We start from the raw sequence: 15,312 nt of genomic DNA on the forward strand, positions 1-15,312 counted from the left end.
GCCTGTCTCCGAACCCCCCGCTCAGGTCGGACAGGTCGCCGCGGCCAGCCGCAGGGAGGCCGCGCCGCCGCGCGCGCCGTCGCCGGTCTCCACGTGTTCCCGGGCCCACCAGTCGGCGTCGCCGTCCTCGATGTAGCGCAGCAGGATCCCCTCGCGCAGCGCCCAGGGGCAGACGGTCACCGTCTCGGTGCCGGTCAGCTTCATCGCCGTGTGGGCGACGACCGCCCCGGCCACGCACTGCTCGGCGCGCGCCGCGGAGATGCCCGGCAGCTGCGCCCGTCGTTCGGTGGGCAGCCGGGCCAGTTCCTTCAGCGCCTCGCTCAGCGCGCGGCGGTCCAACTGCCGCTCCACGAACGGGCCGTAGCGGCCGGGCGCCGCCCCGCACAACCGGGCGAGCTGCTGGAACGTGCGCGACGTGGCGACGGCCGTGTGCGGCATCTCCCAGCGGATCCGGGCGGCCACGTCCCGCAGCTGGTGACGCACTTGGCGGCGTACGGCCTTCAAGTGCTCCTCCCTGGGAGGGTCCTGGCCGTCGAAGAGGTCCCGTGTCAGCCGCCGCGCCCCGAGCGGCAGCGACGCCGCGTAGTCCGGCAGGCGGCTGCGGCCGAAGGCCACTTCCAGGGACCCGCCGCCGATGTCGAAGAGCACCAGCGGCCCCGCGCGCCAGCCCATCCACCGCCGGGCGGCGAGGAACGTCAGCTCCGCCTCGGCCTCACCGGACAGGGTGCGCAGCCGGACCCCCGCGCCCGACTCCACCGCCTCCAGGACCTCGGCCCGGTTCGGGGCGTCGCGCACGATCGACGTCGCGAAGGCGAACGGTTCCACCACGCCCCACCGACGGGCCTCCTCCTGTACGTCGCGCACCGCGTCGACCAGCGCCCGGACCGGCTCCTCGGCGAGCCGGCCCTCGCCGTCCACGTGCTCGGCCAGCCGCAATCGCCGTTTCGCCGTATGGACCGGCAGCGGTACCTGGCCGTCGGCGTCCGCCACGACGAGCCGCACCGTGTTCGATCCCACATCCACCACGCCAACTCTCATGCACACCAGTTTCCCCGTGTGCGCGCGAGCAAGCGACGGGGGTCACACCCTGCGCCCCAGCAGGTTCAGCAGTTTCGTCTGCTCGTCGGCGTCGGCGGGCGGTTCCACCGCGGGGGCGAAGAGTCCGCTCTTCTCCAACTCGGCGGCGTACGGGGAGACTTCGCGCAGGGCGAAGGTGACCAGGGCTTCGGGCAGTGTCTCGTCGGCGCCGATCGCGCGGGACAGGTCCCAGGCGTGCACCACGAGGTCGGTGGTCATCTGGCCGCAGTAGAAGGTGGCGGCGGTGGCGCCGAAGGAGAGGTTGACGGTGCGGTCGAGGGCGCCCGGCTCCTCGAAGGCGGCGCGGGCGGGGGCGGCCGCGGTGTCCCAGGACGTCACCGGGTCGGGGCCGAGCACGTCGCCGTCGAAGGCGTCGCCGACCGACTCGACGGTGGCGCCGTCGCGGACCAGCGCGGGCACCCACAGCTGTTCGGCCGTGAGGTGGTTGACCAGGTCGCGCACGGTCCAGTCGGCACAGGGCGTGGGGGCGTCCCACTGGTCCGCGCGGACGGCGTGCACCCGGTCGGCGAAGAGGTCGAGCGCCTCGCCGTGCCGGTCGAGGACCGGGGGCCGCCCGGCCGCCTTCTCGGCCCCGGCCGTCCTGTCCGACCCGCCCGTGGTGTCCTGCTCGTCGCTCATGAACCCGTGGTTCCCTTCTCCCTCTCGCGCGCACCGGCGCGGGTACGGCCGCCCGACACCGCCCTGCGCGGATGGCGCCGCAGGTACTCGCCCTCCAACTGCGCCATGCGGTCGTTGTGGGCGCGCAGGGCGTCGTTCGAGCCGTGCAGCAGCGTGCCGTGGCGGGTGCGGTGGATCGTCTCCAGCTCCTTGATGAGCTGCTGGTCGTCCAGCCGACCCGGATCGACTCCGGTCATGGGTCGCTCCGATCGCTCCGTCGCGTCGCTCCGTGCCCCGGGACCGTTCGGCCCGTACTCCCCAGGATGCACCGCCCGGGGTCCGCGCGCGCACCGCACGGCGCAACCGGCGCGTACAGAGCACCGGCGAATGTCCTGAAACGAGGGTTCCGCGGGGGGAGGCAGGGTGCCTTGTTTCCGCGTCCACCCGGTCGGCAGAGCAATTCCGACCGGAAGGACCGCCCACGTGCCCCACGACGCAGCGAGACGCCGCCTCTTACCGTTCCTCGCCCTCGCCATGACCGCCACGCTGGCCCCCGGCCTCGTCGCGGCGTCCGCCTCGGCCGCACCCCGGCAGGACGCCACCGCGAACGACCCGCTCGACCGGTTCACGCACCAGAAGCCGGACTGGCGGCGGTGCGGTGCCGACACCCCCGCGCGCTTGCGGTGCGCCACCATCAAGGTGCCGCTCGACTACCGCTCCCCCGGCGGCACCGCCATCGACCTCGCGATATCCCGGATCAGGGCGGGTGACGCCGGAAAGCGCCACGGCGTGCTGCTCTCCAACCCGGGCGGCCCCGGCGGCCCGGGACTCGACCTGCCGCTCGCCCTGGCCAAGGACATGCCGAAGGCGGTGACCGACCGGTACGACCTCATCGGCTTCGACCCGCGCGGGATCGGCCGCAGCACGCCGGTGAACTGCGGGCTCGCGGAGGCGGAGCGGCAGTGGCCGCGCCACTACCTGCCGTTCGGCGAGAGCGTCCGCACGGCCAGGTCCGTGGCGGACAAGTGCCGCGCGAAGGCGGGCGGCACGCTGGCGCACATCACCACCCGCAACACCGCGCGGGACATGGACGTCCTGCGGGCCGTCCTCGGCGAGCGGACGATCTCGTACTTCGGCGTCTCGTACGGAACCGCCCTCGGGGCCGTCTACACCCAGCTGTTCCCCGGGCGCGCCGACCGCTTCGTCCTGGACAGCGCCGTCGACCCGGAGCGCATGTGGCGCAAGATGTTCCAGATCTGGGCGCCCGAGGTCGAGCCCGCCTTCCGGCGCTGGTCGCGGTGGACGGCGTCGCACGATGCCGCCTACCGCCTGGGCAAGACCCCGGCCCAAGTGCGCGCCACCTTCTGGGACTTGGTGAAGCGGGCCGACCGTGACCCGATCGTCGTGGGCACCGAGAAGCTCACCGGCTCCGACATCCGCCTCGTTCTGCGCCGCGAGTTCTTCACCGTCCGCAGCGGCGCCGAACTCGTCGCCCTGCTCCGGGACGCCGCGGCGGGCAAGCCGGTCCCGGAGTTCCCGACCGCGCCGGAGGAAGGGGACAACGGCGTGTCGGCGCTCTGGGCCGTGGTGTGCGGCGACAGCGCGTGGCCGCGCGACCCGCGGACGTACTACCGCGACTCGGTCCGGGACGCCGCCCGCCACCCGCTGGTCGGGGACTTCGTCTCCAACATCGCGCCGTGCGCGTTCTGGAACCGCCCGGCGGAGCCCGCCACCACCGTGGACAACAGCGTCGAAACGCTGATCCTGCAGAACGAGTGGGACTCGCAGACCCCGCTGACGGCCGCGCGGAACATGCACCGGGCGCTCAAGGGTTCGCGCCTGGTGACCGTCGACGAGGGCGAGGGGCACGGCGTGGCGTACGGCATGGCCGCGGGTCCGGCCAACCGCTGCGCAGAGGACACCGCCACGGCGTACCTCGTCTCGGGCGCGCTGCCGGCCGAGGACGTGACGTGCCGGGCGGTGCCGGGCCGCAAGCTGACGAAACCGGCATCCCCCGCGTTCGGCTGATCCCCCGCGGGCGCGGGCGGGGCGGGTCTACCGCACGCGGTCGACCCGTCGCTCGTCCCACACCGGCTCCGGGGTCTCCCGGACCCGGCCGTCGCTGCCGAAGACCAGGTAGCGGTCGAAGGAGCGGGCGAACCAGCGGTCGTGCGTGACGGCGAGGACCGTGCCCTGGAAGGCTTCCAGGCCTTCCTGGAGGGCCTCGGCGGACTCCAGGTCGAGGTTGTCCGTGGGCTCGTCGAGCAGCAGGGCCGTGCAGCCCTCCAGTTCGAGCAGCAGGATCTGAAAGCGGGCCTGCTGACCGCCGGAGAGCCGCTCGAACTTCTGCTCGGCCTGGTTCGTCAGCTCGTACCTGCGCAGCCGGGACATCGCGGCGCCGCGGTCCTGCGCGTGCTCGCGCCACAGGATGTCCAGGAGCGGACGGCCCATCAGCTCGGGGTGCGCGTGGGTCTGCGCGAAGTGTCCCGGCACGACGCGCGCGCCGAGCTTCCAGGCACCGGTGTGCGCGACGTCCTCGCCCGCGAGCAGGCGCAGGAAGTGCGACTTGCCCGAGCCGTTGGAGCCGAGGACGGCGACCCGCTCGCCGTAGAACACCTCCAGGTCGAAGGGCTCCATCAGACCGGTGAGTTCGAGGTTCTCGCAGGTCACCGCCCGTACGCCGGTGCGTCCGCCGTGCAGGCGCATGGTGATGTCCTGCTCGCGCGGCGGCTCGGGCGGCGGGCCCGCCTCCTCGAACTTGCGCAGCCTGGTCTGCGCCGCGTGGTAGCGCGAGGCCATCTCGTGGCTGACGTCGGCGGCCTGGCGCAGCGTGCGCACCAGCTTCTTCAGCTGCTCGTGCTTCTCGTCCCAGCGACGGCGCAGCTCCTCGAAGCGCGCGAAGCGCTCCTTGCGGGCCTCGTGGAACGTCTCGAAGCCGCCGCCGTGCACCCAGGCGTCGGCGCCCTCGGGGCTCTGCTCGACGCTGACGATCTTCTCGGCGGCGCGGGCGAGCAGCTCCCGGTCGTGGGAGACGAACAGGACGGTCTTGCGGGTCTCCTTGAGCTGCCCCTCCAGCCAGCGCTTGCCGGGGACGTCGAGGTAGTTGTCCGGCTCGTCGAGGAGCAGCACCTCGTCGGTGCCGCGGAGGAGCGCTTCGAGCACGAGGCGCTTCTGCTCGCCGCCGGAGAGCGTGCGGACCTCGCGGAACTGGGCCTTGTCGTACGGGACGCCGAGCGCGGCCGTGGTGCAGATGTCCCACAGCGTCTCGGCCTCGTACCCCTGGACCTCCGCCCAGTCCGAGAGCGCCTGCGCGTACTTCATCTGAGCGGCCTCGTCGTCGACCGTCATGATCAGGTGCTCGGCGGTGTCCACGGCCTTCGCGGCCTCGCGGATGCGCGGGTGGGAGACCGAGACGAGCAGGTCGCGCACGGTGGTCTCGTCCCGCACGGAGCCGACGAACTGCGGCATCACGCCGAGGCCGCCGCTCACCGAGACGGTGCCGCCGTGCGGCTGGAGCTCGCCGGAGATCAGCCGGAGCAGCGTGGTCTTGCCCGCGCCGTTCGCCCCGACGAGGGCGACGACGGAACCCTCGCCGACCCGGAAGGACACATCACCGAGCAGCGCCCGCCCGTCCGGCAAGTAGTACTCGAGGTGTGCGGCTTCCAGATGTCCCATGTGCGGATTGTCCGTGGCCGACCGCCGCCCGGGCAAACCGTTTCCCTTCCGGGGCGCGAAAGCGCCGGGAAAGGAGCGGGAAAGGAGCGGGCGTACGGCTCCCCACCAGCGGCTTCGGCTCCGCGGAGCCTGAATCGCGGCGCGCGGGGTACGCGGGCGCCATGAGCGCTGACAACCCGGACGTCTCCGGCCTCGACCTGTCCCGGCCCGCGGCCGGGCACCGCCCGTTCAAGGCCCGCATGGTCTCTCTCGACAGCCGTCTCTTCGACGCGGTCGCCAAACGGCACTGGCCCGGCGCCGACCGGGTGCTGCCCCGGCTCAGCCAGGGCGCCAACCACGGCGTGCTGTGGTTCACGGTGGCCGCGGGGATCACCGCGACGCGGACCCCGCGGGCCCGGCGCGCCGCCGTGCGCGGCGTGGCCTCCCTCGCGCTGGCCTCCGCGACCATCAACACGCTGGGCAAACGCTCGGTGCGCAGGGCCCGGCCGCTGCTCGACACGGTGCCGTTGATCCGGCAGCTCAAGCGGCAGCCGATCACCACCTCGTTCCCCTCGGGCCACGCGGCGTCCGCCGCCGCCTTCGCCACGGGTGTGGCGCTGGAGTCGCGGGCGTGGGGCGCGGCCGTCGCGCCGCTCGCGGCGGCGGTGGCGGTGTCCCGGATCTACACCGGCGCGCACTTCCCCAGCGATGTCCTGGTGGGCGGGGCGCTGGGCGCGGGCGCGGCCTTCGCGGTGCGCGGCCTGGTGCCGACGCGGGCGCAGCTGGCCCCGCCCGGCCGCCCGCGGGTCACGGCGCCCGCGCTGCCGGGCGGCGAGGGTCTGGTCCTCGTCGCCAACGCGGGGGCGGGCACCTCGCAGCGGGTGAAGGCGCTGCACGACGCGCTACCCCAGGCGGAGGTCGTGGTCACCGAACCCGCCGACCTGGGCGCCGAGTTGGAGAAGGCGGCGGCCCGCGCGCGGGTCCTCGGCGTGTGCGGCGGTGACGGCACCGTCAACGCGGCGGCCACCGTCGCCCTGCAGCACGGGCTGCCGCTCGCGGTGCTGCCCGGCGGCACGCTCAACCACTTCGCGTACGACCTCGGGGTCGAGGATGCCCGCGACCTGTCCGGGGCGGTGGAGGGGGGCGACGCGGTCGCCGTCGACGTCGGCCGGTTCACGGCCTGCGACGGGGCCGGGTCTGGTGAGCGGGTGGAGAAGTACTTCCTCAACACCTTCAGTCTCGGCGTGTACCCGGAGCTGGTGCGGCTGCGCGAGCACTGGGCGAAGCGCATCGGCGGCAAGCCCGCGTCGGTGCTCGCCGCCTGGAAGGTGCTGCGCTCCGACGAGCGTCCGATGGTCGGCAAGTTCCGGGGCAAGGAGCGGGCGCTGTGGCTGCTCTTCGCGGGCAACTGCACCTACCACCGCCCCGGTTTCACCCCGGGCCGGCGGCTCGACCTGGCGGACGGCCTGCTCGACGTGCGCATCGTGCACGGCGGCCGCAGGCCGGGCACCCGGCTGCTCGCGGCCGCGCTGACGGGGTCCGAGGTGCGCTCCCCCGCACAGGCCGCCGTGCGGCTGCCGCGGCTGCGGGTGGACGGGCTCGGCGCGGACACGGTCGTGGCGTACGACGGTGAAGTCACGCGCATCCAGGGCACGTTGACGGTCGACAAGCTGCCCGAGGCGCTGACGGTCTACCGCCCGCTGTCCCCCATACGCTGACCGCCCCGCGACACCCCCTGACCACATATTGATACGGCGGTCTCATCATCCGGCATGGCGGCGTACGGTGCGTAATACACGCATCGAAGGAGTTCCGCCATGCCGGAGGAGACCGCCGTCTACACGCACGGACACCACGAGTCCGTGCTGCGTTCGCACACCTGGCGCACCGCCGCCAACTCGGCCGCGTACCTGGTCGGTTCGCTGAAGCCGCACATGCGGGTCCTCGACATCGGCTGCGGCCCCGGGACCATCACCGCGGACCTGGCCGCACTGGTCCCGGACGGCCGCGTCACGGGTGTGGACCGGGCGCCCGGGATCCTGGACACGGCGCGCGCCACCGCCGCCGAACGCGGCCTGGAGAACGTCGAGTTCGCCGTCGCCGACGTGCACGACCTCGACTACCCCGACGACAGCTTCTGCGTCGTCCACGCCCATCAGGTGCTGCAGCACGTGGGCGACCCGGTGCGGGCGCTGAGCGAGATGCGGCGGGTCTGCCGGCCGGGCGGTCTCGTCGCCGTCCGCGACGCGGACTACGCGGCGATGACCTGGTACCCGGCCGCGCCCGCCCTGGACGAGTGGCTCGACCTGTACCGGCGGGTGGCCCGCTCCAACGGCGGCGAGCCCGACGCGGGACGCCGTCTCAAGGCATGGGCGCTGGAGGCCGGCTTCACGGACATCACCTCGACCGCGGGCACCTGGTGTTACAGCACCGAGGAGGAGCGGGCCTGGTGGAGCGGGCTGTGGGCGGACCGGACCCTGGCTTCCGCGTACGCCGAGCACGCGGTGGCGGGCGGCCACGCGGACCCCGGGCGGCTGCGCGCCGTCGCGGCGGCGTGGCGGGAGTGGGGCATCCGCGAGGACGCCTGGTTCGCGGTGCTGCACGGGGAGGTCCTCTGCCGGAAGTGAGGCGGAGCCGGGGGCAGGGGGCGAGGCAGGCGCACGGGGGCGTTCACTCCCTGGGAAGCAGCGGGCCCAGCGGCCCGAGGTCCAGATTCAGGTCCTCGGGCCGCAGCCCGTACCGGTCCCGCAGTTCGGCCATCCGGTCCTCGAGGAGCATCAGCGTGAGGCCGACCCGCTCCTCCTGGTCCTCGGTCAGCTCACCGGTGTCGAAGCGCCGTACCGCCTGGCGCTCCATCAGCTGACGGAGGAGTTCGACGACGGTCAGGACCAGTTTCACCAGGTCCCGCTCGACCGTGTCGGGGTCGAGGTCCATGCGCTTGCGGCGTTCGGGCTGTCGTGGTTGTGCTGGTTCCATCGTTCACTCCGTCTCCGGCCACGGCGCGGGCACGCGTTCGTTCACCGAGCTGATCAGCGCGTTCAGATCGATGCGTACGAGGTCGACGTCCGCGATCCGCAGGGTGATGTCGCCCGCGATGACGACGCCACCCGCGAGCAGCCGGTCGAGCAGGTCGACGAGGGCTATTTCCCGGCGCTCGACGACGGTCATTCGGCACGTTCCTTTTCATCGCCGGTGAAGGAGTACGCGGCCCACGGCCCGGTCAGTTCGACCCGCAGGCGGCCCGTCCCCCCGTCCTCGTCCTTGGTGCGGTCCACCAGCTCGACGAACTCCTCGGAGTCCGCGCGGGACACGAGGTAGGCCGCGTTGAGGACGTTGCGGCCCGGCGTGCGGGACAGCTCCGTGTTCTGCGGCGCGTGCAGCCGGGAGTCGTCGGCCCGCCGCGAGAGCGTCTCGTGCAGCTCCCGCGCGAAGGCCTCGGCCCGCTGCCAGCTCTCCTCCTGGGCCGTCCGCTGACTGCGCCGCCGGCGCAGGTAGTCGCGTCCGCTGCCGGGGCCGCTCGGCCGCGGCGTCTCGGCGGCAGCCTGCGGTGCGGCGGACCCCTCGCTCTCCATGTGGACCTTCACACCCCACTCCACGCGCCCGTCGATCCGCTCCAGGACGCGGTGGAAACGCTCCGCCCCGTCCTCCAGCATCGCGCGCACCCCGCTGTCGTCCCGGAAGACGGTCGCGAGCCGCAGCGGCAGCGGGCAGGTCACGGAGGTGAGCGCGTCGATCACCCGCTGGTGCGCGCGGGCCGTCTCGGAGAGCCAGTCCAGGTCCTCGAGGTGGGCACGCAGCGGCTCCTCCGCGAAGTCCCGCTCCGGCACCGGGCCGACCATGGCGACCAGGCCCGCGTGGGTGAGCTGGCGGGGCGGGACGCCGCCGACCCCCGTGAGGTCGGCGGCGAGCGGTGCGGCGAGCGGACGGCAGACCGCGTAGACGTAACGCAGGTCGTCGTGGTGCGGGCCGTCGTGGTGCGGACCGTCGTACTGCGGACCGTCACCGTACGGATCATCGTTGACGGCGTTCATCGTTCTCCTTCTCGGCCGGCTCCAGGGATTGCCTGTCCTCCAGTTCTGCCAGACGCTGCCTCAGTTCGGCGTTCTCCCGGGAGAGCTCGGCGCGGCGCGCCCCCGTGGAGAGCGCCGGGTCGTCCTCCCACCAGTCGATGCCCATCTCCTTGGCCTTGTCGATGGAGGCGACGATGAGGCGGAGCTTGATGGTGAGGAGTTCGATGTCGAGCAGGTTGATCTTGATGTCACCCGCGATGACGATGCCCTTGTCCAGGACACGTTCGAGGATGTCGGCGAGGTTGGCCCCACCGCCGTTGCTGCCGTAGGGGCCAGGCAGTCCGCCGCCCGGAGAGGCCGTCATCGACGGTCCCGTCCGCCGCCGGCCGACTCGGCGTACTCACGCTGCTTCTCCTCGTCGGCGTCGGCCTCGTCCTCGTACTCCTCGGCCGGCTCGTCCTCTTCGTCGTACTCGGCCTCGGGCTCGTCCTCGAGTTCTTCCTCGGGCTCGTCCTCGTCCTCGTACTCCTCGGCCGGTTCGTCGTCGCGGCCGGTCTCCTCCTCGTCGCCCTCGGCCTCCTCCTCGTACTCGGCCTCCGGCTCGTCCTCTCCGTCCGTGCCGGCCTCGACCTCGTCCTGGCGCGCCTGCTCGTCCTCCTCCTCGGCCACCGCGTCCTCGTGGCTGCGGACGACCTCGCCGTCACGGATCTCGCCGCGCCAGCCGTCGCTCGCCTCGCCGCGCAGCGTGATGTGCCGGGCGAAGTGCTTGAGGTCGAGCCGGGCCCTGCGGCCCTGGGCGCGCCAGATGTTGCCGGTCTTCTCGAAGAGGCCCTTCGGGTAGTACTCGATGACGAGCAGCACCCGGGTGAGGTTCTCGGCGAGCGCGTGGAAGGTGACGACGCCCTTGGTCGTGCCCTTGGCGCCCTCCGACGTCCAGCTGATCCGCTGGTCCGGCACCTGTTCGGTGGTGTGCGCCTTCCAACTCCGGTTGGACCAGAAGACCTTGAGCTTCCAGTCGGACTCCGTGTCGTTCGCCACGGTGGCGCCCTTGACGCCCTTGGCGAAGGTGGAGAACTCCTGGTACTGCGTCCACTGGTCGTAGGCCTCGCGGAGCGGGACGCCGACGTCGACGTACTCCAGGATGACGGTGGGCTTCTGGCCGGCACCGCCCTTCTTCCGCTTGCCGCCGAGGCCCTTGACGGCGTCGGTGACCTTGTCCTTCAGGTGGCCGCCGCCGAGTTCCAGCGCGCTGCGCACCGGGCCCTTGCCCTCGGCGACCTTCTTGCCCGCCTGCGCCGCGAGCTTGCCGAAGCCGGGGCTGTTGCCCTCCGCTATGTCGTTCAGCTTGACGGTGGCGTCACCGAGCCGGTGTCCGACGCCCACGAGCATGCGCTCGGCCTGCGCCATGAGGTAGGCCTGCGCCTCTTCCTTCAGACGGTCGACGGCCGGGCCGCGCGCGATGTTGCTGAGGGGTGATTCAGCCATGGTCGCTGCCTCCCTTCGCCCTGCGGGCCGCCGCGGTGGACTTCTTCTGGGCGGTCTTGCCAGTGTTGCTGGTCGTGTTGCGGGCCGTGTTCCGCGCGGTCTTCTTCGCCGGGGCCTTCTTGGCCGCGGTCTTCTTCGCCGCCTTCGGGGCGGACTTCGCGTCCGTCTTCGGGGCGGACCGCTTGGCGGGGGCCTTCCTGCGCGGCTCGGACCGCTCGGACTCCGCGTCCTTCTCCTCGTCGTCCCGGTCGTCCTGGTCGTCCCGACGGCCCTCGTCGTCCGAGGAGTCCTCGGTCCCGGTCTCGCGCTCCTCTTCGTCGTCGGGAACCACACCGGAGATGCGGTCCTGGACGCCGAGGGTGCGGTCGTGCAGACGGTCGGCGAGGCCTTCGAGCTGCCGGTTGAGCAGCGAACCCGTGGCAGCCTTGCCCACGCCCCGCAGATCCTGGCGCAGCTGGTCGCCGATCTCCTTGAACTGCGGGTTGTTCTCCAGCTGCTGGGTCACCAACTGGCCCAGCGCCTTGGGGCTCAGGTTGAGCCGCTTGCCGGCCACCATCGTGCCGACGGCGAACGCGAACTTCGCCTTCTTCGTGCGTCCGAGGACGTATCCCGCGCCCACGGCGAGGCCCACTGCCATTCGGTTCATTCTCAGAATTCCCGTCCTGTGCTGTGCTGCAGTCGGTCGAGGAGCTCGTCCTCGTGCCGTTCGAACTCGGCCTCGTCGATCTCTCCCGCCTCCAGGAGTTCCTCGAGGCGGGAGAGTTCACGACGGATCGCCGAGGGGTCGTAGTACTGCCGCTCCGCCTCGTCGACCACCTGCCGCAGCACCCAGAGGGAGCCACGGGCCGGGGCCAGAGGAAGCATCAGCAGTTCACCGATGAGTCCCATGCGTCACGTCCCTGCGTCACTCGTCACTCCGAGGGCTCGGCCGGCCCCGGGTCGACGAAGCTGTACGGGGGCAGCGGGCCGTGCACCCGCAGCTCCAGGTGGGGCTGGGCGGACTTGAGTTCCTCGACAGCGGCGAGGAAGCCCTCCGAGGACTTGCGGTTGACCAGGAACGAGATGTTCGCCAGCCAGCCGGTGCCCTCGGGGCCGTCGCCGACCGCTTCGGCGGCCGGTTCGAGCGCGCGCCGCACCGCGTGGGCGTCGGTCGTCTCGCGGGCCCGCACGCTGGACGTGATCATCTCGCCGAGCTGCAGCTTCTGTTCGTGACTGCCGCCGCCCTGGCGCTGGTTGGCCTCGACCATGGCGCGCAGTTCCGGGTTGTCGGCGAGCACCTGGTGCAGTACGGCCTCTTCGTTGTGGGTCGCCTTCACGTTGTACTCGACCCTGCCGTCGAGGGCGTGCAGCCGCTCGACGTAGTGCTCGGCGCGCTCCCCGAGGACGGACACGACGGTCTCGTCGTCCGGGGCGAGGCTGCCGAACCGCATCGGGAGCACGGAGCCCGCGGCACCGGCCTCCGACAGGACGTTCTGGTGCGCGAGCAGATCGCGCCGCTTCGGCTTGAGGTCCTCGGGAGCGTCGCTCACGATGGCGGCGAGGTCGCCGTTCTTCAGGACGCGCACGGGGCAGGCCGGCCGGCCGATGCCCTCCATGCCGTCCGGCAGCGCCGGGTGGGAGCTGCTCGCGATGCCGTAGACGTACGTGGTCACTCCTTCTCCTCCTTCCGGCGGGACGTGGTGGAGCGTCGGGCCCGCGGCCGCTCCTCGCTCTCACGCTGGCCTTCGTCCCGGGACTGCTTGAAGGCGTCCGATATGGTCTCGGCCGCTCCGGAGAGCGCGCCCTTGGACTTGCCCTTGGCGCCCGACTCCGTGATCTCACCCACGAGGCCGGGCAGCCCGGGGTCCTTCTTCTGTCCGGTTTCCAGGTCGAGGCGGTTACAGGCCTCGGCGAACCTGAGATAGGTGTCGACGCTCGCGACGACGACACGGACATCGACCTTCAGGATCTCGATGCCGACGAGCGATACGCGTACGAAGGCGTCGATGACGAGTCCTCGGTCGAGGATGAGCTCCACGACGTCGTACAGGCCACTCGTGCCGCCTCCGCCGCCGGACTGTTGTGCCGGGACTACGGTCATGCCGACTCTGCCTCCTTGGGTCGTGCTGGGGTCTTGGCTCTGGATCTCTGCTTTCTCGTCCGGTCTCTCTGCCGGGTCTTTCGTCCGGATTCCGGGGGTGCGCGGGAGGCGGCGGTCTAGCCGCCGGTGCCGCGGGGTTCCGAGCGTCCGCGCTCGTAGCGGCGGAGCCTTCGGTAGCCCGTGAGCTCGCCCTGCGGGTCCAGCTGCACCTCGTAGCTCGCGAGGAGGCTCATGGTGTCGGGGACACGGGCCAGTTCGAGGACCTCGATCTCCAACAGCCAGCCGTCCTCGGTGCGCTCGAAGGACGACACCGATTCGGGCGTCATGCCGGTCAGCTCGGCGAGCTGCTCGCGGGCGCCGCGGAGAACGACCATGGGGCCCGGCTGCGCGCTTCCGCCGCCGTCCGACGCCCCGGACTTCTCGGCCTCGGCCTCCGGCGCCTTCCGCTCCGATGCCTTTTCGCCTGATGTCTTGCTGTCTGTCGTCTTACGCGTCGTATTGGCCATGTTCACCTCCTCCACCGAGTTACCCGCTGAGCCTTGGCCAAACGTGATCGCTGCGTATCCCTCCGGGCCTCCCGGGACGCTCAGCCACGCAGCGCCCGCAGCTTGCGGCGGGCCGGTCCGAGCGCGCGCCCCGCCCGCATGACGTCGGCCCACGGGTCCGTGCGCGCCTGCTCCACGGCATCGTCGATGGTCCAGCGGCGGGCGTGCACGGCCGGGTCGTCGAGCTGCTGCCACGCGAGCGGTACGGCCACCGGGGCGCCCGGCGCGGACCGCACCGAGAAGGGGGCGACGGCGGTCTGCGCGTACGCGTTGCGCTGCACGTCGAGGTAGAGCCGGTCGCCGCGCGCCTGCTTGCGGGCGGCCGTGGTGAGCCGCTCGGGGTGGGCGGCCGCGAGGGTCTCCGCGACGTCCCTGGCGAAGGCGCGCACGTCGTCGAAGTCGTGGCGGCCGTTGAGGGGTACGACGACGTGGAGTCCGCGCGAGCCCGTCGTCATCAGGGCGGACGGCAGCCCCATGTGGTCGAGCAGCTCACCGAGCAGCCGGGCCGCGTCCCGCACGGCGGCGAAGTCGTCCTTCGCGGGGTCGAGGTCGAACACCATCCGGTCCGGGAGCTCGACCCGCCCCGTGCGCGAGAGCCAGCGGTGCAGGGTGACGCAGGCCTGGTCGGCCAGGAAGAGGAGCGTCGCGGTGTCGTCGCACACGGTGTGCGTGACCGTGCCGCCCTCCTTGGGCACCTCGGCCCGGGTGATCCAGTCCGGATAGTGGTCCGGGGTGTCCTTCTGCATGAACCGGGGGCCGCCGACACCGTCCGGGTGGCGCTCCAGCATCAGGGGACGGCCGCGCAGGTGGGGCAGCATGAAGGGGGCGACGGCCCGGTAGTAGTCGAAGAGGTCCTGTTTCGTGTGACCGCCGTCGCCGTCGCGGCGCGGGAAGAGGACCTTTCGCGGTCGGTGCAGCTCTACGGTTCGGCGGCCGGCCCGCACCGTCCGTACGTCGTTCATGGGGCTCCCTTCGCCTCGCTGCGCTTCGCCGGTTCCGACGTCACCGGCGGGTACCCGGGGCCGCCCCCGGTAGTCGTCCACGGTGGGGCGTGCCCGCCCGGTCAGGTGGTGTTCACCCTGGTGGGGAGGGTGGCTGGCACCACCGGGAAGTGGGGGGCCGACGGGCGTGCGCGGCGGCGCCCGAGCCACGAGGATCGAGACGGCCGGGGTCACCGGGCCCGGGGCGCCGTACGACCCGTCGGGGCCATCGGCCCCACCAGCCGACCCGCTACCGCTCTGTGAGGCACGCCATGACGCACCGCTCCGACGCCACCCACGCCTCCGCCGCGCCGCGCGGTTCCACGCCCCGCTCCGAGCTGCCCCGGAGCCCCAGGCCCCGGCCCCGCTCGCACGAGCCGTGGCCACTGGCCCGCGTGCTGCCGGGCGGCGACGAGCCACCGGCGCCGGGCGTCGTCAGGGCGGCCTTCGCGCTGTGGCTCACGGCGGTCGCCGCGGGCGTCTTCGAGACGGTGCTCGCCGTCGCCGGGGCGGGCTCTTCCCCGTACGGGGTCACCGACGGGTTCGCGTGGGGCGTGCCGCTGCGCATGGCCGTGCTCGCGGCGGCCGTCCTCGTCGCGGTGCGGATGCGCCGCGGCGCCGGTTGGGCGCGTCCGGCGCTGGCCTGCGGACTCGGCGCGCTCGGCACGGTGCCCCTGGTGGCGGCCGCCGTCCACCGGACGGCGATCGGCGACGCCTTCCGGGACGCGGGGGCCCTCGACGTCCTGGTCGGCGGCGCGCGGGTGCTGTTCCTCGCCGTCGTGCTCACCGCGACGGTGCTGATGTTCCGTCCCGCGGCCAACACCTGGTTCAGGCCGGCCCGGCGCCGCTGAGCGCAAGCCGCG

The 15,312-nt window shown here is 72.6% G+C and carries 19 protein-coding genes; 4 read left to right on the top strand and 15 right to left on the bottom strand.

What is annotated here, in order from left to right; all coding sequences use genetic code 11:
• Positions 1-21: 21 nt before the first annotated feature.
• From ACZ69I_RS25790 to ACZ69I_RS25800, 3 genes are read right to left on the bottom strand one after another with little or no spacing between them, the layout of a single operon-like run.
• Positions 22-1,038, bottom strand: coding sequence for a Ppx/GppA phosphatase family protein (locus tag ACZ69I_RS25790; protein ID WP_470834910.1), 1,017 nt, complete (start codon positions 1,036-1,038; stop codon positions 22-24).
• A gap of 42 nt (positions 1,039-1,080) precedes the next feature.
• Complete coding sequence (locus tag ACZ69I_RS25795) at positions 1,081-1,716, bottom strand: TIGR03086 family metal-binding protein (protein ID WP_470834912.1); 636 nt, start codon at positions 1,714-1,716, stop codon at positions 1,081-1,083.
• Positions 1,713-1,952 carry a DUF6158 family protein gene (locus ACZ69I_RS25800; RefSeq protein ID WP_361733819.1) on the bottom strand — a complete coding sequence of 80 codons (240 nt, stop codon included), beginning with the start codon at positions 1,950-1,952 and terminating at the stop codon, positions 1,713-1,715. Before ACZ69I_RS25800 ends, ACZ69I_RS25795 begins: the two co-directional genes overlap by 4 nt.
• A gap of 277 nt (positions 1,953-2,229) precedes the next feature.
• Between ACZ69I_RS25800 and ACZ69I_RS25805 the strand changes: the two genes are divergently transcribed.
• Positions 2,230-3,723 (top strand): alpha/beta hydrolase, encoded by a 1,494-nt coding sequence (locus tag ACZ69I_RS25805; protein WP_470834913.1) that lies wholly within the window; start codon positions 2,230-2,232, stop codon positions 3,721-3,723.
• A gap of 27 nt (positions 3,724-3,750) precedes the next feature.
• Here the strand turns inward: ACZ69I_RS25805 and ACZ69I_RS25810 are convergent, their stop codons facing one another.
• The gene (locus tag ACZ69I_RS25810; RefSeq protein ID WP_470834914.1) at positions 3,751-5,370 is read right to left on the bottom strand and encodes an ABC-F family ATP-binding cassette domain-containing protein; all 1,620 of its coding nucleotides are present in this window, start codon (positions 5,368-5,370) and stop codon (positions 3,751-3,753) included.
• 161 nt (positions 5,371-5,531) lie between these two features.
• Here ACZ69I_RS25810 and ACZ69I_RS25815 point away from each other — a divergent pair, with 161 nt between their 5' ends.
• Complete coding sequence (locus tag ACZ69I_RS25815; protein WP_470834916.1) at positions 5,532-7,067, top strand: phosphatase PAP2 family protein; 1,536 nt, start codon at positions 5,532-5,534, stop codon at positions 7,065-7,067.
• Positions 7,068-7,166: 99 nt separating this feature from the next.
• Positions 7,167-7,976 (top strand): methyltransferase domain-containing protein, encoded by an 810-nt coding sequence (locus ACZ69I_RS25820; RefSeq protein WP_470834917.1) that lies wholly within the window; start codon positions 7,167-7,169, stop codon positions 7,974-7,976.
• A gap of 43 nt (positions 7,977-8,019) precedes the next feature.
• Here ACZ69I_RS25820 and ACZ69I_RS25825 read toward each other — a convergent pair whose 3' ends face one another.
• The 11 genes from ACZ69I_RS25825 to ligD form a co-directional block, all read right to left on the bottom strand.
• Positions 8,020-8,325, bottom strand: coding sequence for a gas vesicle protein K (locus tag ACZ69I_RS25825; RefSeq protein WP_467673599.1), 306 nt, complete (start codon positions 8,323-8,325; stop codon positions 8,020-8,022).
• Positions 8,326-8,328: 3 nt separating this feature from the next.
• Positions 8,329-8,517 carry a gas vesicle protein gene (locus ACZ69I_RS25830; RefSeq protein ID WP_361733827.1) on the bottom strand — a complete coding sequence of 63 codons (189 nt, stop codon included), beginning with the start codon at positions 8,515-8,517 and terminating at the stop codon, positions 8,329-8,331.
• Positions 8,514-9,380, bottom strand: a complete 867-nt coding sequence (locus ACZ69I_RS25835) for a GvpL/GvpF family gas vesicle protein (protein WP_470834919.1) — start codon at positions 9,378-9,380, stop codon at positions 8,514-8,516. The genes ACZ69I_RS25830 and ACZ69I_RS25835 overlap by 4 nt, the downstream gene beginning before the upstream one ends.
• A complete protein-coding gene (locus ACZ69I_RS25840) occupies positions 9,361-9,723 on the bottom strand; it encodes a gas vesicle protein (protein ID WP_467673603.1) in 363 nt (120 codons plus the stop codon). Before ACZ69I_RS25840 ends, ACZ69I_RS25835 begins: the two co-directional genes overlap by 20 nt.
• Positions 9,720-10,844, bottom strand: coding sequence for an SRPBCC family protein (locus ACZ69I_RS25845; protein WP_470834920.1), 1,125 nt, complete (start codon positions 10,842-10,844; stop codon positions 9,720-9,722). Before ACZ69I_RS25845 ends, ACZ69I_RS25840 begins: the two co-directional genes overlap by 4 nt.
• On the bottom strand, positions 10,837-11,490 hold the full coding sequence (locus ACZ69I_RS25850; RefSeq protein ID WP_470834921.1) for a DNA primase: 654 nt from the start codon (positions 11,488-11,490) through the stop codon (positions 10,837-10,839). Before ACZ69I_RS25850 ends, ACZ69I_RS25845 begins: the two co-directional genes overlap by 8 nt.
• 2 nt (positions 11,491-11,492) lie before the next feature.
• Positions 11,493-11,732, bottom strand: coding sequence for a gas vesicle protein GvpG (locus tag ACZ69I_RS25855; protein WP_467673609.1), 240 nt, complete (start codon positions 11,730-11,732; stop codon positions 11,493-11,495).
• A gap of 23 nt (positions 11,733-11,755) precedes the next feature.
• Positions 11,756-12,496, bottom strand: coding sequence for a GvpL/GvpF family gas vesicle protein (locus ACZ69I_RS25860; protein WP_470834922.1), 741 nt, complete (start codon positions 12,494-12,496; stop codon positions 11,756-11,758).
• Positions 12,493-12,924 carry a gas vesicle structural protein GvpA gene (locus tag ACZ69I_RS25865; protein WP_467673614.1) on the bottom strand — a complete coding sequence of 144 codons (432 nt, stop codon included), beginning with the start codon at positions 12,922-12,924 and terminating at the stop codon, positions 12,493-12,495. Before ACZ69I_RS25865 ends, ACZ69I_RS25860 begins: the two co-directional genes overlap by 4 nt.
• Before the next feature lie 116 nt (positions 12,925-13,040).
• A complete protein-coding gene (locus ACZ69I_RS25870) occupies positions 13,041-13,430 on the bottom strand; it encodes a gas vesicle protein GvpO (protein WP_467673616.1) in 390 nt (129 codons plus the stop codon).
• Positions 13,431-13,510: 80 nt separating this feature from the next.
• Complete coding sequence (ligD, locus tag ACZ69I_RS25875; RefSeq protein WP_470834924.1) at positions 13,511-14,431, bottom strand: non-homologous end-joining DNA ligase; 921 nt, start codon at positions 14,429-14,431, stop codon at positions 13,511-13,513.
• A gap of 290 nt (positions 14,432-14,721) precedes the next feature.
• Here ligD and ACZ69I_RS25880 point away from each other — a divergent pair, with 290 nt between their 5' ends.
• Positions 14,722-15,300, top strand: coding sequence for a hypothetical protein (locus ACZ69I_RS25880; protein WP_470834925.1), 579 nt, complete (start codon positions 14,722-14,724; stop codon positions 15,298-15,300).
• Positions 15,301-15,312: the final 12 nt, after the last annotated feature.

It is taken from the genome of Streptomyces sp. NPDC036815 (assembly GCF_055609205.1).